We start from the raw sequence: 22,911 nt of genomic DNA, 5'->3' as shown, positions 1-22,911 counted from the left end.
TCACCTGTGGCGGCCCGGTAAATAAGATAGCCCTATTCGGCCGCCGGCGAGCCCCGGCGCAAGGCGCGCACGCGCTCGGCCAGGCTGGGCGGCCCGGCTTCGACGCCGCCGTCTTCGCCCGGCGGGTCTTCCGACAGCGCTTGATCGATGGGGGAATCCGGGCCTTCGAGCGCTGCCGTGATGTTAACCACCTCCGCCGCCAGGCTGGAAATCTGTTCGCGCAGTTCCTCCTCCCCCTCCCGGTCGGGCGTATTCGCGCCAGCCGCTATCTCCGTGCGCAGTTTCTTGTTCTGCCGCATCAGCGTCGCCAGACGCGAGCGCAGCCGCTCGATTTCCGTTCGCGCGCCGGAGGCTCCGTTCAAGCCGTGGTCTTGCGGCGGGAGAGCCGGCGCGTCGGCTGCAATTTCCACCGCTCCGGCCTCTTCCCGCGCCTCGCCGATGCCGGCCAGCGGAATGCCGTCAGGCCCGGCTTGCCCCTTCCCGTCCCTGATCTTTTGCTTCAAGCGCGCAATCTCCCTTTCGCGCCGTTCCAGCCGCTCGTCACGGGTGGAGAGATTGGTCATCATGCGCTCGACCTTGCGCTCCAGATTGGCGGCACGCTCCCGTTCGACGCGCAAGGCTTCCTCGAGCTGCCCCTTCTCGGCCAGCGCATCCCGCATGGCGCGCTCGGCCTCCTTGCGCTGGGCGCGCAGGGATGCGTTCGCATCCTGAAGGCGCTCGATGTCCGCCTCACGCGCCACCAGCTCGATCTGCCGGCTGCTGGACGTCAGGCTCGCCTCCTCATAGAGGCGTGAAAGCTCCTCCACCTCATCCACTTGCCTTTTCAGCGCCTGCCTGTCTTCGGCAAGCCTTGCCCTCAGCGCCTCTATCTCCCGCTCGCGTTCGGAAAAGCGCTCCGACAGCGCCTCGCCATCAGCCTCCATTCGGCCGATGGTCTCGTCGCGTTCGGCGCACGCCTCCTCCAGGCGCTTGATCTCCTCGCGCTGGAGATTGATCTCCACCAGATCCTGCGCGGCCTTCTGCTTGATCGCCTCCGCCTTCATCTCCAGCCGCCGCATGGCCATGGCGTGCTCGGCCCTCAGCGCGTCGACCTGCGCCTCCAGTTCCTCGCGCGACATCGGCATGGACGCTTCCATGTGACGGCGCATGTGAATACCGGCGCGGCGCCACAAGGCGGGCGCCACCGAGAGCGCGAGAATCGCCGCGACGAGAAAACCGAGAGCAAAGGACAGGACAGTCTGGATCACGGGGCAAATCCGTCGCCGATAGATCCGCTACTGTGCCACGACCCGCAGCGGCAAATCCAGTGTTGCAATAGGTGGAAGGGCCCACCGAAAGGGTGATGCCAAGGCCCTTGGTACCAGCCCTTCGCTTAGAAGGGGTTCCATGTCGGCCGGGCCGTCATCTTCAGATAGCCCAGATTGACCCCGAGACGGGCGCCGACGCCCGTGCGGATCGGCACGATGAGCACGTCGTTGTTCTTCAACACGTTGAAACCGAGCCCGGCGACCAGATAGGCCGACCCTGCCACGCCGGCGAAACGACGGTAAAGGTCGTTTATGGTGTTGAGATTGTAGACGAGCACCATGACGCGCGAGCCCTGGGCGCCGAAGTCCCAGCCCACCGAAGGGCCTTGCCAGAAAACCGCATGGTCGCCCGCATTCTTGGTGTAAAGCGTCCCCTCGCCATAGGTCAGGCCGCCGACGATGGCGCCGGAGCCTTCCTCGCCGAGGACATAGCCGTTGGGCAGGCCGTAGGCGGAGAAGATCTTCTCCACCGCCGTCGCGAGACCGCCGGTGGTGGCGCCGAAGAAGTTGCTGCCGGCCTCGACGATCTCCTCCATCGAGTAGCCCTCCTGCGCCCGTGCGGAGGACGCGGGCAATATGATCGCGGCGCTCAGGATCGCCAGCAGCAGGACGGCAAGATGCGCTTTCAGGCGGCTGAAGAGGCTGATTGGCATCATCGTTTTCATCTCCATTGTGACGCGACGGCACGTGCGAACTGCATTGCCTCTCGGGCACCCCGCATGTCCGATTACGGAAAATGCGATTCTAGGCCGTAATCCTTTTTCAACCATTAACCCGCATTTCTCATTCTCCCGGCGCCCTGACCGTCTGCACCATTTCCGCTGCGGTCCGCGCCGCTTTGTTGCCGCTAAAGCGCGGGACGTGTACCAACGGCGCAGTTGACGATAATGCGATTCGCGGGCGTGGGGTTCGGCCCCGCCTCTTGGTTCGGCAAACCATCGACGGAACGGCTCAGACAATGACGGACATCTTTTCGCTCAGCGCCACCGATCTCGCTGCACTGCTTTGCAGCCGTGTCTGCCATGACATCATCTCTCCCGTCGGAGCGATCAACAACGGGTTGGAGTTGCTCGACGAAGGCGGCGCGGAGGAAGACGCCATGCAGCTCATCCGCGCCAGCGCCGCTAATGCCTCCGCCCGGCTGCAGTTCGCCCGCATCGCCTTCGGGGCCGCCGGTTCCGCGGGCATGCAGATCGACACGGGCGACGCCGAGAACGTCGCCGGCGCCTTCATCCGCAACGAAAAGCCGGAGCTGGAGTGGATCGGCGGACGGGCGCTCCTGCCGAAGAACAAGGTCAAGCTCCTGCTGAATCTAATCCTGGTGGCCAACAGCGCCATCCCCCGCGGCGGCAAGCTGACGGTTCGGCTGGAAGAGCTCGAGTCGGCGCCGAAGTTCACCGTCGTTGCCCATGGGCCGATGGTTCGCGTACCCCCGAAATTCCTCGAACTGCATACCGGACGTGAGCCCGAGGAACCGGTCGATGCCCACAGCGTGCAGTTCTACTACACGCTCCTGCTCGCCCGGGAGACGAACATGACGATCTCACTCCGCGGCTCGGCGGAAGAGATCGTGATCGGCGCGCGTTAGGCATTGTTTACCATTCCGGTTTGCCTCGGCTTTACCAGGCCGGGTTAACCTTGCTTCAGGCCAGAGCCGCCAGCCACGGGAACCGGAATCATGAAGCGCTGTTTGATCGTCGACGACTCGAGCGTCATCCGAAAGGTGGCCAAGAGGATTCTCGCCGGTCCGGAAATGCTCGTGGGCGAGGCGGCCACCGCCTTTGAGGCCATCGAGATCTGCAGTCACGAGATGCCGGATGTCGCGGTGGTCGACAGCATGCTGCCGGATATGGATTCGGTCGAACTGATCCAGCGCCTGATGGCGCTGGAAGCAGCGGTGAAGCCCCGCCTCCTCCTGTGCACCTGCGAGCTCGATCTCGGCCGCATCATGCGCGCCAAGCGCGCCGGCGCCCGGGGTTATGTGATGAAGCCCTTCACCCGGCCACAACTCCTGGAAAGCTTCCGCGAGCACCGGCTGGCCGCCTGACGCGTGTCCCCGCCGGTTATCCTCGGCACCGCCTCCTAAAGCAAAACCCGGCCGAAGCCGGGTTTTTCATGGCCGAAAAGGGTGGGCGGATTACGCGCTCTCGCGGATTTCCTCCGGCTCACGCAGCACATAGCCGCGGCCCCAGACCGTCTCGATGAAGTTCTGTCCGCCCGAGGCCGTATCGAGCTTCTTGCGCAGCTTGCAGATGAAGACGTCGATGATCTTCAGTTCCGGCTCGTCCATGCCGCCATAGAGATGGTTGAGGAACATCTCCTTGGTCAGCGTGGTGCCCTTGCGCAGCGAGAGCAGCTCCAGCATCTGGTATTCCTTGCCGGTCAGATGCACCCGCTGGCCGGCGACCTCGACGGTCTTGGCGTCGAGGTTCACCACCAGGTCGCCCGTGGTGATGATCGATTGCGCGTGGCCTTTCGAACGGCGGACGATGGCGTGGATACGCGCCACCAACTCGTCCTTGTGGAAGGGCTTGGTCATGTAGTCGTCGGCGCCGAAGCCGAGCCCCCTCACCTTATCCTCGATGCCGGCCATGCCGGAAAGGATGAGGATCGGCGTCTTCACCTTGGAAAGGCGAAGCGTCCTGAGCACCTCGTAGCCGGACATGTCGGGCAGGTTGAGATCGAGCAGGATGATGTCGTAGTCGTACAGCTTGCCGAGGTCGACGCCCTCTTCGCCGAGATCGGTCGTGTAGACGTTGAAGCTCTCCGACTTCAGCATCAGCTCAATGCTCTGTGCCGTCGCACTGTCGTCTTCAATCAGCAGAACACGCATTTCTTTCCCCTTTCCGCCGCCGAACCGGGTCGTGAGCAATCCGGCACCGGAGCAGTGATCGCCTGAATCAGAGGCTGCCAGTTAATGGTTAACAAAATCTGATTCGCCCTTGCAAGCGCTGATGGCATATTTCAGCTTTTTCGATCACGTCCTTGAATCCAAATATTGAATCAACTTCGGTACGCGCCGTGCCTGAAAACCTTTTCAAGCCGTGGCATCAGGCCCGCTGCGCTCGTGGCCGCCGGGCGATCTCCTCGAATCTTTACCGCGCCTTAAGCCCTGGGCCATATGATTAACAATGCCCGTAAACGAATGGTTACCGCCCGGGAGGAATCTTAGGATTTCGTTTTCCAAGCGTCCGGCAGGAATGCGGGCAAGGGGCTTTGCCGGCCGGTCGGTTTGGGGTGTTGGTCCGCGTTTGGGAGTGTGAGGGATGAAGTCACGTACGAGTATTGTCCGGTTGAAGCAGTTTCAGGTCAACGAAAAGCGCCGCCGCATCACCCAGCTGGACACCATGATCGCCGAGTTCGACCGCATGGCCGCCGAACTGGATGCCCAGATCACCGCCGAGGAAGACAAGGCCGGCATCACCGACCAGAACCACTTCGCTTATCCCACCTTCGCCAAGGCCGCCCGCTTGCGCCGCGACAACCTGCGGGATTCGCAGAGCGAGCTTTCCCAGCAGAAGGCGCAGGCCGAGGAGGAACTCGCCGAACTCGAGGCAGAGCTGAAGAAGGCGGAAGCGCTGGAATCGCGCGACGGCAAGCAACGCGGCGGCGACGAGGACGCCCGCGCCCTCACCGGCTGATGGAAGCCGCCGAAACAGAAGATCGACTGCCCGCCTCCGGCGGCGCCGGCGCGGCAGCACGGCCTCACGCGAGGAAGAGCAGCGGTGGCCGGACAGGAAGACTGCCGCCGCCACGGGGCCGGCCCGAGCAATTCCAGGAAAAGTGGACGCCGGTTTTCCGTCCGGGATGCGTGGAATCAAATGGTTGGTTCAACTCACCGTTTCCGTGACACGGTGAACTGAACTAACCGGCGCCTTTCCCTAACGACGACCGATCAAGAGCGAAGGGACGCGCGCGCTTGCACTCCCCGCCTGCCGCTCGGTTTCTTCAGGATAAGTGCTTTCCGTGACTTGTCGCGGGCTGCCGCGCTCTTCGAAACAGCCCTTTCAGTGACGGTATTGCTGAATGCGCGTCGTGCGCAGCCCCTGCAGGCCGTATTCATCGATCGAGGCCTGCCAGGACAGGAACTCCTCGACCGTCAGCCGATAGCGCTGACATGCCTCTTCCAGGCTCAACAACCCGCCGCGCACGGCGGCAACCACTTCGGCCTTGCGGCGTATGACCCAACGGCGCGTGTTGGTCGGCGGCAGGTCGGCAATCGTCAGCGGACTGCCGTCAGGCCCAATCACATACTTCACGCGCGGTCGCACCAGATCGGTCATCGTACTCTCTACACTAACCCAAGACCCAATCGCGACGACGGTACCGCCGCAGCTTTAAGAATTGCCTAAACGCGTGGTAAGACTAGCGTAATACAAATGAATCCCGCGTTAGGGATTTGTCCGCATATCGATTCAAATGCGGACAAATCCGCGGGGCGAGACCGCGCTGCGAAAGCGGTGCTTGCACGTCTTGACCTTGCAATGCAGCATTGCCATGTAGCCTGCGACCGGAACGGGAATGAAACCGATGAACAGCCTCGACCTACCGGGAAGCCCCGAGGATACACGCGTCGTCGTCGCCATGTCGGGCGGCGTGGATTCGTCCGTGGTGGCCGGCATACTGGCCCGTCAGGGCTATGAGGTGGTTGGGGTAACCCTCCAGCTCTACGACCACGGAGCGGCGACACACCGCCCGGGCTCCTGCTGCGCGGGCCAGGATATCGACGACGCGCGCCGCGTGGCCGAGACGCTGGGCATTGCCCACTACGTGCTCGATTACGAGGAGCGCTTCCGCAAGGCGGTCATCGATCCCTTCGCGGAAAGCTACATTTCCGGCGAGACACCGATACCGTGCGTGTCCTGCAACCAGACCGTCAAGTTTTCCGACCTCTTGGGGACCGCCCGCGATCTGGGCGCGGATGCGCTCGCCACCGGCCATTATATCCGCTCCCGCCCCAACGGTGCGCACCGCGCGCTTTTCCGACCGGTCGATGCCGACCGCGACCAGAGCTATTTCCTTTTTGCCACCACGCAAGCGCAGATCGACTTTCTGCGCTTTCCGCTGGGAGAGTTGTCCAAGCCCGAGGTGCGGCAAATCGCCGAGGAGATGGGTTTGTCCGTGGCGACCAAGCAGGACAGCCAGGACATCTGCTTCGTGCCGCGCGGAAAATACTCGGATATCATCTCGCGCCTGAAGCCGGAGGCCTCCAATCCCGGCGACATCGTGCATATCGACGGCCGCGTGCTTGGCCGGCACGATGGCATCCTGCGCTTCACCATCGGCCAGCGCCGCGGCATCGGTATCGCCACCGGCGAGCCCCTTTACGTGGTGCATATCGACGCCGAAAGGGCGCGCGTCATCGTCGGCCCGCGCGAGGCGCTGGAAACGCGGCGGCTCTATCTGCGCCAGGTCAACTGGCTGGGCGACGGCCCGCTGGACGCGATTCCCGCCGAAGGCATGGAGGTCTGGGCGAAGGTGCGTTCGACGCGGCCGCCGAGCCCGGCCACGCTCTATCATCGCGACAGCGGCACCTTTGTCGAACTACACGAGGGAGAGGCCGGCGTCGCCCCCGGCCAGGCCTGCGTGCTTTACTCCGAAGAGGGAGCGGAAGCGCGCGTCTTCGGCGGCGGATTCATCGAGCGTTCGGAACGCCGCGCCGAGGCGGAAGCGCAGCTTGCACGGCTGGAAAACCTGCCGGCCTGATTCCCCGAGATTGCCGCTCCCTCAGGCGTGGGAGACCGTGCCGGCGGTCAGGATCCGCAGCACCTCGACCGCTTCCTCGCCCGGGGTCCGCGGCTCCGCGCGCGTCTCGATGCACTCGAGGAAATGCTCCAGCTCGCGCGTCAGCGGCATCCCCTCCGCAACCGGGACATAGCTCGGCTCATTGGTGGTGAAGGCCCACTGTCCGCTGTCCTGCCAGATGGCGTGGCGGTAGACGGCGAGCTTGCGCCCCCAGGGCTCGACATCGTCGAAGACGGCCATCGCCTTCGTGCCCACCACCGTCAGGCGGCGCTCGCGATACGGGTTGAGCCTGGAGGCGAAGAGGTGGCTGCGCAGCCCGTTCTCGAACTGCATGTGCAGATGAGCGAAGTCGCTGAGATGATCGAGCAGGGCCGCCCCCTCGCCGCGGACTTCCACCGGCCCCGCCCCCGTAATGGCCAGGATCATGGATAGGTCGTGCGGGGCGAGGTCCCACAGGGCGTCGTTCTCGGTATGGAATTTCCCCAGGCCGAGCCGATGCGAGTGTATGTAGCGCAACTCGCCCAATTCGCCCGTGTCGATGAGCGCCTTCAGCGTCTCGAAGGCGGGATGGAAGCGCAATACGTGCCCGACCATGAAAATGCGCTTGGCATCGCGCGCCGCCTTCACCGCCTTCTCGGCATCCTCGACGGTGAGCGCAATGGGCTTTTCGACCAGAACGTCCTTTCCCGCGGCCACGGCGCGCATGGCATATGCCGCATGGTGCTGCGGCGGCAGCGCCATGACGATCGCATCGATCTCCCGATCGTCAAACAGCGCCTCGGGATCGACGGCACGGCAGTCATGCTCGCTCGCAAACCCTTCCATACGTGCCTGGTTGGCATCCGAAACCGCGCTCAACGCGCCGAGAGATTTCAATGTGCGGATGTGGTTCGCGCCCCAATATCCACACCCCAGAACTGCGATACGCGGCTTCATACAATCTTCACAAAGGTTTGGCGTTGCCGACACATATCGGCGCGGGCGTTTCAACTCAAGCCCGTGAGATGCTTCTTCCGTAAGGCAGAAATTTGAATCCCCGGTAACCCGCTCTCTTAACCAAGCCTGCGCCAATGCGCGCGCCCGGTCGCGGCGCGGACCCTACGGCTCCCGCACTGCGCCCAAAGCCTCGAGGAAATGATCGTTCTCCTCCCGGCTACCGACGGTCACGCGCATGAAAGACCGGTATCCTTCCTGTCTCCACGGCTTGACGATCACCCCGTGGCGCAGGAGTTTCTCGCTCACGGCGGCGGCGTCGCCGCCCATGTCCACGAACAGGAAATTCCCCTTCGACGGCGCGGTGCGCAGCCCCATGGCGGCAAGGCGCTCCGAAACGCGCTGCCGCTCGCTCACCGCCAGGGCGACGACGCGCGCCAGATGTTCCGTGTCCCCAAGCGCAACGCGTGCAGCGGCTTGTGCGAGCGCATTGGTGTTGAACGGCGTGCGCGCACGGTCAAGATAGGCACGCAGGCCGGGCTCGCTCACCAGCCCGAAGCCGATGCGGAAGCCCGCCAAGCCATAGGCCTTGGAAAACGTCCGCAGCACGATCCGGGGCCTTGTCCCCCCTTCGAGAAGGGATAAGGCCGAGCTATAATCCTCCCCGGTCGCGTATTCGGCATAGGCCTCGTCCACCACCAGAAGCGTGTCGGGATGAAGCGCGTCGACGACCCGACCAAGCGCCGCCGGATCGAGCCAGCTTCCAACGGGGTTCATCGGGTTGGAGAAGATCACCATTCGTGCCGGCGCACGAACGACCGAGAGGAGTTTGTCGACGTCGATGGTCAGGTCGTCGTTGAGCCCCACGCGCTCGACGCGTGCCCCCATGATTGCCGCATAATCCTCATGCAGCGGAAAGGACGGATAGAGCGTCACCACGCGATCGCCGGGGCGCAGCACCGTCCGGCAGATCACCGCGATGAGATCTTCCGACCCGTTGCCCAGGATGACCTGACCGGGCATCAGCGAGAAGGCCTCGGCGATCGCCGCCGCGAGGGCAGTTCCGGAAGGATCCGGATAATGGCGTGCTAGTGCGCGCAACTCTCCGGCAAGCGCATCGACCTTCGAAGAAGGCCCCAGCGGGTTCTCGTTGGATCCGAGCTTGGCAATGCGGGGCGGATCGTGGCGGGCTTTCACCTCGGCCAGCGTCAAGCCGGCATTATAGGGGGATAGCCCTTGCACTTCCGGGCGAATGAGATGGAATGACCCCGACACTCTTGATAACTCCTTTGCCTCGCCGCGGCTGAAAGTGATGTTGCAATCACCCTGTTGTATATGATTGTATAGACAACGATGTGAGTTGACCAGCCGGGAGCAGGCAGAACAGACGGGGGGAGCCGAGCATGGAAATTTCGAGACTGTTCGACCTGAGCGGCCGCAAGGCGCTTGTGACCGGCGCCAGCCGCGGCCTCGGCCAGGCCATGGCCGAAGCCCTGGCGGCCGCCGGCGCCGACGTCGCCGTCACCGCCCGCGAAATCGCATCGCTCGACGAGACATGCACGCGCATCGAGCAGACAGGGGCGCAAGCCCACCCCCTGTCCCTGGATGTGCGGGATGTGGAGGCCTGCCGGGAGACGGTTGCCAAAGCCGCCGACGCGATGGGCGGCCTGGACATTCTCCTGAACAACGCCGGCTACGAGCAGGTGCATCCCTCGCTGGAGCTGGACGAGGAGTTGTGGGACCGGATCGTCTCGACCAACCTGAAGGGCGCCTTCTTCTGTTCCCAGGCGGCGGCGCGAAAGATGCAGCAGCGCGACCGGCCCGGGGCGATCGTCAACCTTTGCTCGCTAACCTCCTATGTGGGCGTGCCGACCGCCGTCCCGTATGGGTCCTCAAAGACTGGACTCCTCGGCATGACGCGGGCGCTCGCCGCGGAGTGGGCACCGCTCGACATCCGCGTCAACGCCATCGCGCCCGGCTATTTCCGGACCGCCATGACCGATGTTTTCTACCGCGATCCCGAATGGCAGGAATCCATGCTGGAGAAGATCCCGCAGAAACGCTTCGGTCGGATGGAGGACCTGGCGGGCGCCGTCCTTTTTCTCGCCAGCGATGCTTCGGCCTATGTGACCGGCCAGTGCATACCCGTCGACGGCGGCTATCTGGCCGCGATCTGAAGGGTGGGCCATGCTTGCAAGCTCTTGTATATGGTTGTATAGACGACATAAGGCGCCAAACCGAAGAACAGCACGAGCGCCACGAAGGGGAACAGAATGGATGATACTGTAAGGGAGGCACGGGCAGAGTCCATTCCGGGCGACCGGCCGGTAGCCGTATCCGTACAGAATGTCAGCATGGTCTTCAGCGGCGTCCACGCCGTGAAGGACGCGACGTTCGACCTCCCCAAGGGTAAGTTTCTCACCATTCTCGGCCCCTCCGGCTCGGGCAAGACGACGCTCCTGCGCCTTATCGCCGGCTTCCAGCAGCCGACCAGGGGCGAGATCTTCATCAATGGTCAAGCCGTCAGCGCCGTGCCCGCGCACAAGCGCTCGATCGGCATGGTGTTCCAGCGCCTGGCACTTTTCCCGCACATGACGGCATCAGAAAATGTTGCCTTTCCCCTGAAAATGCGGCGCACTGACGCGCGAAAGATCCCCGAGCGGGTCGATCGCTACCTCGACCTGGTCAAGCTCGGCGGCTACGGCCATCGGCGCATTCACGAGCTTTCCGGCGGCCAGCAGCAGCGCGTCGCGATCGCCCGCGCCCTGGTATTCGAGCCCGATCTTCTTCTGCTCGACGAGCCGCTGGCCGCGCTCGACCGCAAGCTGCGCGAGGAGATGCAGCTCGAATTCCGCCGCATCCAGCGCGAACTCGGCGTCACCACCATCAACGTGACCCACGACCAGCGCGAGGCGCTGGTGGTCTCCGACGAGATCATCGTTATGGACCATGGCGAGATCCAGCAGAAGGCGAAGCCGGCGCAAACCTACAGCGATCCGAAGAATGCCTTTGTCGCCAATTTCATCGGCGTGACCAACTTCATATCCGGAACGGTACGTTCCGTGGGCGACGGGCAGGTGGTGGTCCGTCACGGCGAGAGGGAAATCACGGGCGTTCCGGGCAACATGCACAACCCGCCGGTGGCCGGGAGCAACGTCGCCGGCGCCATCCGCGCCGAGCGTATCTGGATCGCGCGCGAACCGCTGGCAGCCGACGCTGCGCAGGACAGCGTCAGGGGAACGATCTCGGACGCCATCTTCGAGGGAGAGCGGATCGTCTACGAGGTGCGCGTCCCCGAGTTCGGGGATGCGATCATGCGCGTCTTCCACCACGACCCACTCGCGCACGGCCAGCCCGAGCCCGGCGACGAAATCGTGCTCGCCTGGAAGGCGCGCGACATGCGCTTTTTCAGCGACGACGCGGAACGGTAACGGATAATAACAACAGCCCGAAACCAATAGAGGAGAATCCCATGAGCAGAGAATTTCCATCCATCCCGCTGCGCCGCCGGCAGTTCCTGAGCGGAGCGGCCGCGCTGGGCGGCGCCGCCGGCCTTACAGCCCTCGGCATGCGCGGCGCCTTCGCGCAGGAGCCTGAGAAGCCGGGCGAAATCATCGTCCGCGCCTGGGGCGGAAGCTGGGTTGAAAGCCTGAAGGCGGGCGTATCCGATCCCTTCACCGAGATGACCGGCATCGCCGTGCGCCACGACCTGACCGAGGACAACGAGATCCAGCCGAAGGTCTGGGCCGCCGTCGCCCAGAACCGCATCCCGCCCATTCACATCAACTGGGACACCACCACCAACGCCACCAAATCGGCGCTGCGCGGCGTGACCGAGGACCTGTCCGACCTGCCGAACCTCGCCAACGTAACGGAGCTGGCAAAGCCGGTCGGCCTCGACGGCTATCCAATCGTCAACACCTACGGCTATGTCTATGTGCTGGCCTATCGCCCCGAGGCATTCCCGGACGGCCCGCCCCAGTCCTGGCGGGATCTGCTCGACCCCCGCTTCAAGGGCCGCATCGCGCTCTACAATGACGGCATCGGCTTCCATTTCCCGGCCCAGGTCGCCGGCGGCGGCTCGCTCGAGGACATCCCCGAGAACATGCAGCCTTGTTGGGACTTCATCGCCGAAATCAAGAAGCAGGAGCCGCTTCTGGGCGAGGACCCGGACTTCACCACCTGGTTCCAGAACGGCGAGATCGACGCCGCCTGCACGATTTCCACCAATGCGCGCGAGGCGAAGAAGAACGGCATCGAGATCGACTGGGTGGTGCCGGAGGAAGGCGCCAAGTTCGACACCGACGGCCTGTGGATCCCGAAGGGCCTGCCGGAGAACGAGCTCTACTGGGCCAAGCAGTACATCAACTTCGCCCTGACCACGGAAGCGCAGCAGGTCTGGCTCGACGGGCTCGGCCTGCCCGGCGTGGTGCCCGGCCTGACGCCGCCGGAAGACCTCGTCGGCGATCCGTCCTATCCGACAAAGGAAGAGGACTTCGAGAACCTGATCCGCATCTCCTCCAAGGTCCAGGTGGAGAACGAGAGCGACTGGTTCGCCAAGTTCAAGGCCATCATGCAGGGCTGACCGCCCGCGTGCGCCGCCGCTCTCGGAAGGCGGCGGCGCGTCCCCTCTCCTCCACGAACGCCGGGATGTGACCGCATGCGAGCCGCGCGCGCTGCCTATCCGATGACATGGCGCATCATGGATGCGCTGGAAGCCTTCGCGGCCTTCGTCTGGCCGGCGAGCTTCAAGCGCGCCGTGCCGTACCTCATGCTGGCGCCGGCCATCCTGCTCGTCGGGCTTCTGGTGCTCGGGCTCGTGCAGATCACCGACACCAGCCTGCGCACCCTCGACACCAGCACCTTCATGATGTCGCAGGATTACACGCTGGCGAACTATCACCGCGCCTTTACCGAGCCGTTTTTCGCGACGGTGGCGATGCGCAGCCTGCTCGGCGCGCTGATTGTCACCGTGATCACGCTCGCCTTCGCCTTTCCCTATGCCTATGTGATGGTGCGCACCTCTTCTGCCGGCTTGCGCAAGTTCCTGCTTATCGCGCTTTTCCTGCCCTTCTTCATCGGCCAGGTGGTGCGCGCCTATGGCTGGCTCATCATTCTCGGCAACCAGGGCATGGTGAACGAGGCGCTCGGCCTCGTCGGCGTCGAGCCGATGCGCCTGCTCTACAATTATCCGGCCGTGCTGTTCGGCCTGGTGCAGTACATGCTGCCCTTCGGGGTCCTGATGCTGGCGCCGGCACTTACGGCCATTCCCGAGGAGTTCGAAGCCGCCGCCGGCTCGCTCGGGGCGAACTGGGTGCGCACCTTCATCCACGTGGTGCTGCCGCTCGCCCGTCCCGGCATCATCGGCGCCGGCATCGTGGTCATCACCCTGTCGCTGACCGACTTCGCCATGCCGGCGATCCTCGGCGGCGGCTCCCAGGACTTCATCGCCAACGCCATCTACGACCAGTTCTTCCGCACCTCCGACCAGGGCCTGGGCGGCACGCTCGCGCTCATGCTGGTGGCCGTCGGCTCGCTGGTGGTCGGGCTGATCTTCACGCTCTTCGGCGCCGGCACGCTGGCCATGGGGAGGACCCGCCGATGAACGCGCCGCTCAGCAAGACCGTCACGCTGTGGACCTTCATCCTCATCACCATCGTGGTGCTTTCAGCGCCCACCATCGTCGTGCTCGGCGCCTCCTTCACCTCGGGCAACATCATCACCTTTCCGCCCGACGGCTTCTCGCTGAAATGGTACGGCGAGATCGCCCGCGCACGCGCCCTGTGGGACGCGTTTCTGCGCTCGGTCTATGTGGCCACGATCTGCACCCTCGTCGCGCTGCCGGTCGGAACGCTGGCCGGCATCGCGCTCGCCAAATACGGGGTCCGTTTCGAAAAGACGATCCAGACCTATCTGCTTCTGCCCTTCACCATTCCGCTGATCGGCTCCGGCATCGGCCTGATGCTCGTCTTCGGCGAGGCGGGTGTTCTCGGCCGGCTGTGGCCGGTGGGCATCGCCTGCTGCGTCATCAACCTGCCCTTCATGATCTGGGCGGTGACCGGGAGTGCCGCAAGCCTCGATCCCGATCTCGAGCTGGCCGCCGCCAATTGCGGCGCGCCGCCGCTGCAGACTTTCTTCAACGTGACCCTGCCGGCCGTGATGCCCGGCGTCATCACCGGCTCGCTCTTGATGTTCATCCTGGCGCTCAACGAGTTCCTGGTGAGCCTCCTCTTGGTGGATGCACGCATCGTCACCCTGCCGGTGCAGATCTACAACTCCATCCGCTCCATCATCACGCCCGACCTGGCGGCCATCTCGGTGGTGTTCATCGCCTGCGCCGTCGCCGCGATCACGCTGCTCGACCGGCTGGTCGGGCTCGATGTCTTCCTGAAGTCGAAGTGAGGGCCGGCGGGTCCGGAAGCCGAAAAAACGAGGGAACACAATGACCGACGTCTCCTATCACGAGTTCGACAAGCTGGACGCCGAACAGCGCGCCGCCCTGTTGCGCCGCTCCGAAACGGACCTTTCCGGCGTCATCGAGAAGGTGAAGCCCATCATCGAGGCCGTGCGCATGGAAGGCGACGCGGCCCTCGTGCGCTTTGCCCGCGACCTTGACAAGGCGGACCTCTCCGCGGGCGGGCTCAAGGCGACGGAGGCCGAGTTCGATGCGGCGTTCGACCAGGTCGAGGACAGCGTCGTCGAAGCGATCAAGTTCGGCATCGACAACATCCGCCGCTTCCACGAGGAGCAGAAGCCGGAAGCCATGTGGCTGAAGGAGATGCGGCCGGGCGCCTATGCCGGCGACCGGTTCACGCCGATCCGATCCGTCGCGCTCTACATACCGCGCGGCAAGGGTGCCTTCCCCTCCGTCACCATGATGACAGCGGTTCCCGCCGTCGTTGCCGGCGTGCCGGAGCTTGCCATCGTCACCCCGCCGGCGCCCGACGGCTCGGTGGACGCTGCGACCCTCGTCGCAGCGCGGCTCGCGGGTGTGGAAACGGTCTATAAATGCGGCGGCGCGCAGGCCGTCGCCGCGGTTGCCTACGGCACGGAGACGGTGAAGCCGGCGCTGAAGATCGTCGGGCCGGGCAGCCCCTGGGTGGTGGCGGCCAAACGGCTCCTCGCCGGCGTCATCGATCCCGGCCTGCCGGCCGGTCCCTCGGAGGCCGTGATCTTCGCAGACGACACCGTTTCCGGCGGCCTTGCCGCGCTCGATCTCCTGGTGGAAGCCGAGCACGGGCCGGATTCCTCGGCCTGGCTCGTCACCCACAGCAGGCGGGTGGCGGAGGAAGCGCTCGCCGCCCTGCCGGACCATTGGGCCGAGATGACCGAGCAGCGCGTCGCCTTCTCCAAGGCGGTGCTGACCGGCCCTTATGGCGGCATCCTGCTCACGCCGTCGGTCGAGGAGAGCTATCGCTTCGTCAACGACTACGCGCCGGAGCATCTGGAGATCCTGTCAACGGACCCCTTCGCCCATCTCTCCCACATCACCGAGGCAGCCGAGATCCTGATGGGCCCGCACACGCCGGTCTCCATCGCCAATTTCGGCCTCGGCCCGAACGCCGTCCTGCCGACCAGCCGCTGGGCGCGCACCTTCGGGCCGCTTTCCGTCACCGATTTCGTCAAGCGCGCCTCGATCGGCTACGTGACGGCGTCCGCCTATCCCGAATTCGCCGCCCACGCCCGCACGCTCGCCCGCTACGAAGGCTTCTCCTCGCACGAGCGCGCCGTCTCCGACGTGCGCGAGACCTATCTGCGGGGCGAGCGATGAAGGCAGCGCGTCTCCACGCGGCCGGAGATCTGCGGGTCGAGGCGATCGAGAGGCCCGGTTCGCCGGGAGCCAATGAGGTGCGCCTGAAGGTGCGGGCCGCCGGCATTTGCGGCTCCGACCTGCACAATTTCCGCACCGGCCAGTGGATCAGCCGCGCGCCGTCGGTCGCAGGCCACGAGTTCGCAGCGATCGTCACGGAAGTCGGCGCCGCCGTCACCGGCTTCGCGCCGGGCGACACGGTGGTCGCCGATTCGCGCTACTGGTGCGGAAAATGCCCGGCCTGCCGGAGCGGGCGGCAGAACATCTGCGAGCGCCTCGGCTTCGTCGGCGAGCTGTGCGACGGCGGCTTTGCCGAGGAAACGCTCCTGCCGGCGCGGCTTCTCGTCAAGCACGATCCCGCGCTCGACCCGGCGATCGCCGCCATGGCCGAACCGCTGGCGGTGGCATTGCACGCGGTGCGCAAGCAAGCCGTACCGGCGGGCGAAGCGGTTCTCGTTGCCGGCTGCGGCCCGATCGGCGGCCTTGCCGCACTGCTTCTGGCGCGGTTTCACGAGGGTCCGCTGCTGGTGGCCGACAAGAACGACGCGCGCGCTACGCTTGTCGCGGACGTGACCGACGCCCGCACCGTCGATCTCGACGATATCGCGACGGCGGGCGGCGACCGTCCGCTGCGCTATGCGCTCGATGCGACCGGCAATATCGGCGTGATGGAAAAGCTGCTCAAAGCCCTTGCAGGCGGCGGCTCGCTGGCGCTCGTGGGCATCGCCCATGGTGCGATGGAGCTCGACCCGAACCTGCTCGTGGAGCGCGATACCGCCCTGATCGGCTGCCACGCCTTCACGCACGAACTGCCCGAGGCGGTCGCGCTTCTGCCGGATCTGCAGCCGGCGCTCGCGCGCTTCATCGACGAACGCATCCCGCTCGAAGAGGTACCGGCGGCCTATGCCCGTCTTCTGGCGGGCGACAGCCGTGGGCTCAAAACCATCCTGCAGATCGGAGAGACCGGCCATGTCTGACAACGCGGCCTCCGGCAAGCACACGCGGATCGAGGCGCTCTCCACCTCCGCAGGACCGCTCTATGAAAAGGTCAAGGAGTACGTTCTTGCCAATATCGGCAGCGGCAAATGGAGCCGGCACCACAAGCTTCCCTCCGAAAACGAGCTCGTCTCCGCGCTCGGCGTTTCCCGCATGACGGTGCATCGGGCGCTGCGCGAGCTGACCTCGGAAGGATATCTGCTGCGCATCCAGGGTGTCGGCACCTTCGTCGCGCCGCCCAAGCCCCAGTCGGCGCTGATCGAGATCAAGAACATCGCCAACGAGATCCACCAGCGCAACGGCCGCCACAAGGCCAGCGTGATCGTGCTGGAGACGATGCCGTCCTCGGCCGAACTGACCGCCGCCTTCGAGGCCGGCCGGAGCATCCCGATCGGCCACTCCCTCATCGTGCACTACGAGAACGACGTGCCGGTGCAGCTCGAAGAGCGCTTCGTCAACGCTGAATTGCTGCCCGATTACGACAAGCAGGATTTCGAGACCATCACCACCTACGATTACCTCCAGAAGAACGCCCCGCTGACGGAGGTGGAGCACGTCATCTCGGCGATCGCCGCCGACGAGGAGACGGCGCGGCTCCTGATGCTCCGTCCCGGCGATCCCTGTCTGCTTCTGCACCGCCGCACCTGGTCCGGTGGGACCGTGGCGACGGTCAACAAGCTCGTCTATGCCGGCGGGCGCTATTCGCTGGGCAGCCGCTACACCCCGGCCTCCGTGGGCTAAGGAAACGACCGTGACAGGCGACAGCACACCTTCGAGCAGAACCGCCGCGATCCGCCGCCTCGCCGCAACCGACGAGGCGGAAGCAAGCCGCCTGCTGGCCGGGCTTCTGCATGATCTTTTCGATATCCGGGCCCGCGCGGTCACCATCAACCGGGACCGCTACAGCCTCAATTCGCTCAACGGCTTCTTCGAGACGGACGACGGCGCCTTCTTCTTCAAGTTCCATCAGGAGGAAGGCGAGGAAGCGATGAGCGGTGAATACTACCGCGCCGACATCCTGGCCGAGGCCGGCCTGCCCGTCGACCAGCCCGTCCACAAGTCCGTCCTGCCCGGCGAGCAGATCCTCATCTACCGCCGCCGGCAGGATCCGCGCTTTTCGGACGTTCTGCGGGCGCTCGACCTTGCACCGGACGAGGCTGTCGAAAGGGAGGCGGTTTCGGCGGAGCGGGATCTCTCGGAACGGCTCCTTGCCGATTACCGCGCCACGTTGCACCCGGTCACGGCGGACGAGGTCCGCGCCGAGCCGATCCATCGGCTGTTCTACGAACGCCTGATCGATCCCAAAACCGGAGCCATGCCCGGCGGACGCTACAAGAGCTTCTATGTGGGGCAGATGTTCCGCTTTCCGGGGGTCGAACTCGACTGGGAGCGCTTTAGAGAGGCGCGTTTCGTCATCAACGGCCGCCACTATGAACATTCGGTCGGCGCACTGTTCACCGCTGCAGCGGGGCGGCTCGACCCGGCACGCCTTGCCGATGCGGGCGGCGTCACCGCCCATGGCGACGCACACAACGCCAATGTCTGGTTCGAACGCAGAAAGGACGGCGCCCGGCTCGCCTTCTTCGATCCCGCCTTCGCCGGCGCCGACATTCCCACGCTGCTTGCGGAGGTGAAGGCGACCTTCCACAACGTCTTCGCCCATCCGCTCTGGCTCTACGATCCGGCCGAGGCCACGCAGCGCTTCCATGCAGCGGCGCGCTATGCGGACGGCACGCTCTTCATCGAGACCGACTGGAAACCGTCGCGCGTCCGCCACGCCTTGCTCGACGTCAAGGCGAAACATCTCTGGCGGCCGCTTCTGCAAACCCTGAAGGAGAGGGAGATGCTGCCGGCGGACTGGCGCGACGTGCTGCGCCTGGGGCTTTTTCTCTGCCCCACCCTGGTGATGAACCTGCGCGCCGGTTCCGGCACCCATACGCCGGTCTCCTCGCTCATCGCCTTTTCCATGGCCGTGATGGCCGGGAGCCCGCCGCGTGAGGGAGGGGATCTGGTGACCCGTTTCCTGGATGCGATCGATCCGGACAAACCCGCCCCCGCCGCACCTGCGTGAGACGGAGCTCGTCATGACGCCTGTCAACATCGACGATATGCGCAAGGCCGCACGCCGGCGCCTGCCGAAGATCTTCTTCGACTATATCGACGGCGGCGCCTTCGGCGAGGCGACCATGCGCGCCAACCGCGAGGACTTCGCCCGCTACCGGCTCGAGCAGAGTGTCCTGACCGGCGTCGATGCGGCGGATCTGTCGACGACATATCTCGGCACGCGCCATGCCCTCCCCTTCATGCTGGGGCCGGTCGGCTTTCTCGGGCTCTACGCGGGAAACGGCGAGATGAAGGCCACCAAAGCCGCCCATGCGGCCGGCATTCCGCTGTGCCTGTCCACCTTCTCCATCGCCTCGCTCGCCGACCTGCACGCCGAGACCGGCGCGGATCTGCATTTTCAGCTCTACATTCTGAAGGACCGGGGCCTCTGCGCGGAACTGCTTCGAACGGCCGAGGACGCCGGGGTCGACACGCTGCACCTTACCGTCGACACGGCCGTCACCGCGGTGCGTGAGCGTGACGTGCGCAACGGTTTCCGCTCGCTCGAACGTCTCACGCCCGGCCTTCTCCTTTCCATGGCCAGGCGGCCGCGCTGGTGCCTGGATATGGCGCGGGCCGGCACGCCGAAGGTCGGCATGCTGCGCGAGCGCCCCGCCTTCGGCGGAAACATCCTGCAGCAGGCGGCGAACCTGTCGCGAAACATCGACAAGACCCTGTGCTGGCGAGACGTGGAATGGCTGCGGCGGAACTGGAAGGGGAAGCTGGTGATCAAGGGGGTCCTGTCGGCCGCCGACGCGCTTTCCGCCCGCAAGCACGGCGCCGATGCCGTCGTCGTTTCCAACCATGGCGGGCGGCAGCTCGACGGGGCCAGCTCCACCATCGCCGCCCTGCCGGCCATTCGTGAGGCCGTCGGCCCGGAAATGGGTGTCATGATCGACGGCGGTTTCCGCCGCGGCTCCGACATCGTGAAGGCGCTCGCACTCGGCGCCGACGGCGTGATGCTCGGCCGGGCCTACACATATGGGCTTGCGGCGTCCGGCCGGCCCGGCGTGGAGCGGGTGATCGCCCTTTTGCGCGACGAGATCGAGATCACGCTGACCCTGATGGGGCTCGCCTCCGTTGACGCCTTGAAGCGCAAGGGTCGGGCGGCGCTCACCGATGCCGGTGGCCGCTTACGGGCTCCGGTGCGCTGAACTAACGCCAACGGCCCGGCACCGGCTGACAACGGGTGAACGACGGGCGATCTGCGATTGTCGCGACAGTCGCATCAGTCCTCCTCCCTTTGGTGATCGTTCGCCGGCGCACGCTTCTCCTGCGACGATGCCGCTTTTTGCGCCTCGGGCCGGGAAACCACATATGCCGCCGAACCGATCAGAGCCAGCGCCACGAGGACGGCGAGCCACGGGACCGGCTCCACCGCAAGCAGAAAGGCTCCGTAGCCGATTGCCATGCCGGCGCAGGCCATGATTTTGGCGTGGCGTGACACCGCGCCCTCTTTGCGCCATGCGTGCAGGGGCGGACCGAAGCGCGGATGAGAGAGCATCCAGGCTTCGAGCCGCGGCGATGAACGCGCGAAGAACCATAGCGCCAGAATAAGGAAGATCGTCGTTGGCATAAGGGGCAACGCTGCCCCGACGACGGCGAGCAGGAGCATCAGGCAGCCAAGGGCGATGAGGCCGCTTTTTCTGTATTCACCCAATGGGCGACCCCTTTCTCGGTGGGACATTGCTCCAGCATTGCCCGCCTCCCGGACAGTAGCGCCATGATTACAAAGGCGGAGATGGATTTCGATGATATTCATCGAAATCCATCCTCAATCCTCCAAGTGGCGGCGGCCGCGGCTTCAGCGAGCCGATGCCCTGGTGGCACTGCGGTTGCGGGCGGCGGGATTGCGGATGGCATTTCTCGACAGGCGGCCAGCTGTCTATTCGGCGTTCATTCTGCGTGCCTGCCACTTGCGTATGCGAACTCCAGCGCTAGCTAGCAGTTCTATCATGCGACAGTCAGTAGACGCCGACGCCCAACCGCCCCCCTCCGCCCGGAATTGAGGAATCAGAGATGAGCGAGAAAGAGAAATCACCGAAGCACGGCGCACAGGAACGGACTCTCACCAACAGGCAGGGACATCCGATTACGAACAACCAGTCCCAGCGCACCGTTGGCAATCGTGGACCGGCGACACTGGAGAATTACCCGTTTCTCGAGAAGATAACGCATTTCGATCGCGAGCGCATACCCGAACGGGTGGTGCATGCGCGGGGGTTCGTCTGCTATGGCGAATTCGAGGCCACCGGTAACATCGGTGACGAGGCTGCTTCCAAATACACGCGCGCAAAGCTCTTCCAGGAACCGGGTAAGAAGACGCCGCTCGCCATCCGCTTCTCAACAGTCATAGGGGGGCGTGACTCCTCGGAAGTCGCGCGCGACCCGCGCGGGTTTGCGGTGAAGTTCTACACGGAAGACGGCAACTGGGACCTGGTGGGCAACAATCTCGCGGTCTTCTTCATCCGCGATGCGATCAAGTTTCCCGATGTGATCCACTCGTTGAAACCGGACCCGGTGACGTTCCGCCAGGAGCCGAACCGGATCTTCGATTTCATGTCGCAGACACCGGAATCGATGCACATGCTGACGCACCTGTTCTCACCGCGCGGCATCCCGGCGAGCTACCGTCACATGGAAGGGTTCGGCGTGAACACGTACAAGATGGTGAACGCGCAGGGCGACACTGTGCTGGTGAAGTACCACTTCCATCCACGCCAGGGCATCGCGAGCCTGACTGCCGAGGAAGCCGGGCGCGTGCAGGGCAGGGATCTCGGCTCTGCCTCGAAGGATCTTTATGAGGCGATCGAGCGTGGCGACCACCCGCAGTGGGACATGTATGTGCAGATCATGGAGGATCACGACCATCCCGAGCTGGACTGGGACCCGCTCGACGACACAAAAATCTGGCCGGAGAAGGATTTCCCGCTGCGCCATGTCGGCACCATGACCCTCAATCGAAACGTGGACGATGTCTTCAACGAAAATGAGCAGATCGCGATGGGTACCGGTGTTCTGGTCGATGGTCTTGATTTTTCAGACGACAAGATGCTGGTCGGTCGTACCTTCTCCTATTCGGACACGCAGCGTTATCGGGTCGGCACCAACTACCTCCAGCTGCCGGTCAATCAGGCGAAGAACGCCAATGTCGCAACCAACCTGTCGGGCGGCACGATGTCCTACCGGCGCGAAACCGCCGATGGGCAAAACCCGCACGTCAACTACGAGCCGTCCATACACGACGGGCTGGAGGAGGCGAGCCGCGAGCGGCCCAACAATCCGCCGGAAATCAGGGGCCGTCTAACGCGCAGTGTGATCGAACGGCACAATGACTACCTCCAGGCGCGCGGACGCTACTGCACCATGATGGATTGGGAGCGGGATGATCTCGTTCTCAACATGGGCACCCTTCTCGGGCAGTGCGAGCGTGACGTTCAGGAGCGGATGATCTGGCACCTGTTCCTTGTCCACGATGACTACGGCAAGCGAGTCGGCGAAATGATTGGCATCACCGCCGATGACGTTCGCCATCTTCCCCCTTTGCCGAAACAGGTGCTCACGGATGAAGAGCAGGGACGGCTCGGGCAACTGGGCAACAATGGCGACGTCATCGATGAAACGGTGTGGGGTCAGTGGACGAGCTCTGTGAAGAACCTGCAGGTATCCGCGGATGACGTCCTTTCGGGAAGACTGCCTTCCGTCCAGGGGAACATGAGCGATCGTGCCGCCGAGTAGGTGTTGCATGGCAGTCGAGGGCTCCACGTCCAGGGAGTTGGTGCACCAGGCATAGACGTCGGTTTCCGAAAGAGGCTGTCACCGCGCCGCCGGGTGGACCGGCGAACTTGGGCTCCACTGGCGTGGCGACCCGGAAGGCGGCGTGCCGCTTGGCGACGGCCAGGACCGCCCGTCGTGCGTCTTCCAGTTCTTTCAGGCGCGGTGCGATGCGCGCTTCGAAGATTTTAGAAAAACCCGCTTCGATGGGGCTGCGTTCGGTGAATTCGGTCATTTGTCCTC

Annotated in this window: 22 protein-coding genes; 15 read left to right on the top strand and 7 right to left on the bottom strand. The window is 64.6% G+C overall.

The annotated features are described in order from the left end of the window. Positions 1-32 precede the first annotated feature (32 nt). Positions 33-1,247 carry a hypothetical protein gene (locus ACFP9U_RS00695; protein WP_378618273.1) on the bottom strand — a complete coding sequence of 405 codons (1,215 nt, stop codon included), beginning with the start codon at positions 1,245-1,247 and terminating at the stop codon, positions 33-35. Positions 1,248-1,372: 125 nt separating this feature from the next. Further along, entirely contained in the window at positions 1,373-1,960 is a 588-nt protein-coding gene (locus ACFP9U_RS00690; RefSeq protein ID WP_378618285.1) for a DUF1134 domain-containing protein, read from the bottom strand. Between the two features lie 305 nt (positions 1,961-2,265). Between ACFP9U_RS00690 and chpT the strand changes: the two genes are divergently transcribed. Both chpT and ACFP9U_RS00680 read left to right on the top strand, forming a co-directional pair. Beyond that, complete coding sequence (gene chpT, locus ACFP9U_RS00685; RefSeq protein WP_378618271.1) at positions 2,266-2,895, top strand: histidine phosphotransferase ChpT; 630 nt, start codon at positions 2,266-2,268, stop codon at positions 2,893-2,895. Positions 2,896-2,985: 90 nt separating this feature from the next. Then, positions 2,986-3,354, top strand: coding sequence for a response regulator (locus ACFP9U_RS00680; protein ID WP_378618270.1), 369 nt, complete (start codon positions 2,986-2,988; stop codon positions 3,352-3,354). A 90-nt stretch (positions 3,355-3,444) separates the two neighbouring features. Here ACFP9U_RS00680 and ctrA read toward each other — a convergent pair whose 3' ends face one another. After that, positions 3,445-4,140, bottom strand: coding sequence for a response regulator transcription factor CtrA (gene ctrA / locus ACFP9U_RS00675; protein ID WP_322451764.1), 696 nt, complete (start codon positions 4,138-4,140; stop codon positions 3,445-3,447). Positions 4,141-4,573: 433 nt separating this feature from the next. Here ctrA and ACFP9U_RS00670 point away from each other — a divergent pair, with 433 nt between their 5' ends. Continuing rightward, entirely contained in the window at positions 4,574-4,948 is a 375-nt protein-coding gene (locus tag ACFP9U_RS00670) for a flagellar export protein FliJ (protein WP_378618268.1), read from the top strand. 366 nt (positions 4,949-5,314) lie between these two features. Here ACFP9U_RS00670 and ACFP9U_RS00665 read toward each other — a convergent pair whose 3' ends face one another. Next, positions 5,315-5,590, bottom strand: a complete 276-nt coding sequence (locus tag ACFP9U_RS00665; RefSeq protein ID WP_028032565.1) for a DUF1153 domain-containing protein — start codon at positions 5,588-5,590, stop codon at positions 5,315-5,317. Between the two features lie 247 nt (positions 5,591-5,837). Here ACFP9U_RS00665 and mnmA point away from each other — a divergent pair, with 247 nt between their 5' ends. Next, positions 5,838-7,013 (top strand): tRNA 2-thiouridine(34) synthase MnmA, encoded by a 1,176-nt coding sequence (gene mnmA, locus ACFP9U_RS00660; RefSeq protein WP_378618284.1) that lies wholly within the window; start codon positions 5,838-5,840, stop codon positions 7,011-7,013. 21 nt (positions 7,014-7,034) lie between these two features. Here mnmA and ACFP9U_RS00655 read toward each other — a convergent pair whose 3' ends face one another. Both ACFP9U_RS00655 and ACFP9U_RS00650 read right to left on the bottom strand, forming a co-directional pair. Beyond that, positions 7,035-7,988 carry a Gfo/Idh/MocA family protein gene (locus tag ACFP9U_RS00655; RefSeq protein ID WP_378618266.1) on the bottom strand — a complete coding sequence of 318 codons (954 nt, stop codon included), beginning with the start codon at positions 7,986-7,988 and terminating at the stop codon, positions 7,035-7,037. Between the two features lie 162 nt (positions 7,989-8,150). Next, positions 8,151-9,260: a histidinol-phosphate transaminase gene (locus ACFP9U_RS00650; RefSeq protein WP_378618264.1), complete on the bottom strand. Its 1,110-nt coding sequence runs from the start codon at positions 9,258-9,260 to the stop codon at positions 8,151-8,153. A gap of 128 nt (positions 9,261-9,388) precedes the next feature. Here ACFP9U_RS00650 and ACFP9U_RS00645 point away from each other — a divergent pair, with 128 nt between their 5' ends. The 10 genes from ACFP9U_RS00645 (at position 9,389) to ACFP9U_RS00600 (ending at position 20,048) form a co-directional block, all read left to right on the top strand. Next, positions 9,389-10,162 (top strand): SDR family NAD(P)-dependent oxidoreductase, encoded by a 774-nt coding sequence (locus ACFP9U_RS00645; protein ID WP_378618263.1) that lies wholly within the window; start codon positions 9,389-9,391, stop codon positions 10,160-10,162. A 96-nt stretch (positions 10,163-10,258) separates the two neighbouring features. Continuing rightward, entirely contained in the window at positions 10,259-11,416 is a 1,158-nt protein-coding gene (locus tag ACFP9U_RS00640; protein WP_378618261.1) for an ABC transporter ATP-binding protein, read from the top strand. A 41-nt stretch (positions 11,417-11,457) separates the two neighbouring features. Continuing rightward, positions 11,458-12,570: an ABC transporter substrate-binding protein gene (locus ACFP9U_RS00635; protein ID WP_378618260.1), complete on the top strand. Its 1,113-nt coding sequence runs from the start codon at positions 11,458-11,460 to the stop codon at positions 12,568-12,570. Positions 12,571-12,645: 75 nt separating this feature from the next. Continuing rightward, positions 12,646-13,590 carry an ABC transporter permease gene (locus ACFP9U_RS00630; RefSeq protein WP_378618258.1) on the top strand — a complete coding sequence of 315 codons (945 nt, stop codon included), beginning with the start codon at positions 12,646-12,648 and terminating at the stop codon, positions 13,588-13,590. After that, complete coding sequence (locus ACFP9U_RS00625) at positions 13,587-14,387, top strand: ABC transporter permease (RefSeq protein ID WP_378618256.1); 801 nt, start codon at positions 13,587-13,589, stop codon at positions 14,385-14,387. Before ACFP9U_RS00630 ends, ACFP9U_RS00625 begins: the two co-directional genes overlap by 4 nt. 40 nt (positions 14,388-14,427) lie before the next feature. Continuing rightward, complete coding sequence (hisD, locus tag ACFP9U_RS00620; RefSeq protein ID WP_378618255.1) at positions 14,428-15,756, top strand: histidinol dehydrogenase; 1,329 nt, start codon at positions 14,428-14,430, stop codon at positions 15,754-15,756. Beyond that, complete coding sequence (locus ACFP9U_RS00615) at positions 15,753-16,772, top strand: zinc-dependent alcohol dehydrogenase (RefSeq protein WP_378618253.1); 1,020 nt, start codon at positions 15,753-15,755, stop codon at positions 16,770-16,772. Before hisD ends, ACFP9U_RS00615 begins: the two co-directional genes overlap by 4 nt. Beyond that, positions 16,765-17,532, top strand: coding sequence for a histidine utilization repressor (hutC, locus tag ACFP9U_RS00610; protein ID WP_378618251.1), 768 nt, complete (start codon positions 16,765-16,767; stop codon positions 17,530-17,532). Before ACFP9U_RS00615 ends, hutC begins: the two co-directional genes overlap by 8 nt. A gap of 91 nt (positions 17,533-17,623) precedes the next feature. Continuing rightward, entirely contained in the window at positions 17,624-18,862 is a 1,239-nt protein-coding gene (locus tag ACFP9U_RS00605) for a hypothetical protein (protein ID WP_378618282.1), read from the top strand. Between the two features lie 13 nt (positions 18,863-18,875). Further along, positions 18,876-20,048: an alpha-hydroxy acid oxidase gene (locus ACFP9U_RS00600; RefSeq protein WP_378618250.1), complete on the top strand. Its 1,173-nt coding sequence runs from the start codon at positions 18,876-18,878 to the stop codon at positions 20,046-20,048. Between the two features lie 74 nt (positions 20,049-20,122). Here ACFP9U_RS00600 and ACFP9U_RS00595 read toward each other — a convergent pair whose 3' ends face one another. Continuing rightward, positions 20,123-20,581 carry a YbaN family protein gene (locus ACFP9U_RS00595; RefSeq protein ID WP_378618281.1) on the bottom strand — a complete coding sequence of 153 codons (459 nt, stop codon included), beginning with the start codon at positions 20,579-20,581 and terminating at the stop codon, positions 20,123-20,125. Between the two features lie 332 nt (positions 20,582-20,913). Here ACFP9U_RS00595 and ACFP9U_RS00590 point away from each other — a divergent pair, with 332 nt between their 5' ends. Beyond that, on the top strand, positions 20,914-22,632 hold the full coding sequence (locus ACFP9U_RS00590) for a catalase (RefSeq protein WP_378618248.1): 1,719 nt from the start codon (positions 20,914-20,916) through the stop codon (positions 22,630-22,632). Positions 22,633-22,911 lie beyond the last annotated feature (279 nt).

The sequence above is a fragment of the Nitratireductor sp. GCM10026969 genome, assembly GCF_042660605.1.
Taxonomy (GTDB): Bacteria; Pseudomonadota; Alphaproteobacteria; order Rhizobiales; family Rhizobiaceae; genus Chelativorans.
This window is presented reverse-complemented; position numbering and strand designations above follow the sequence as displayed.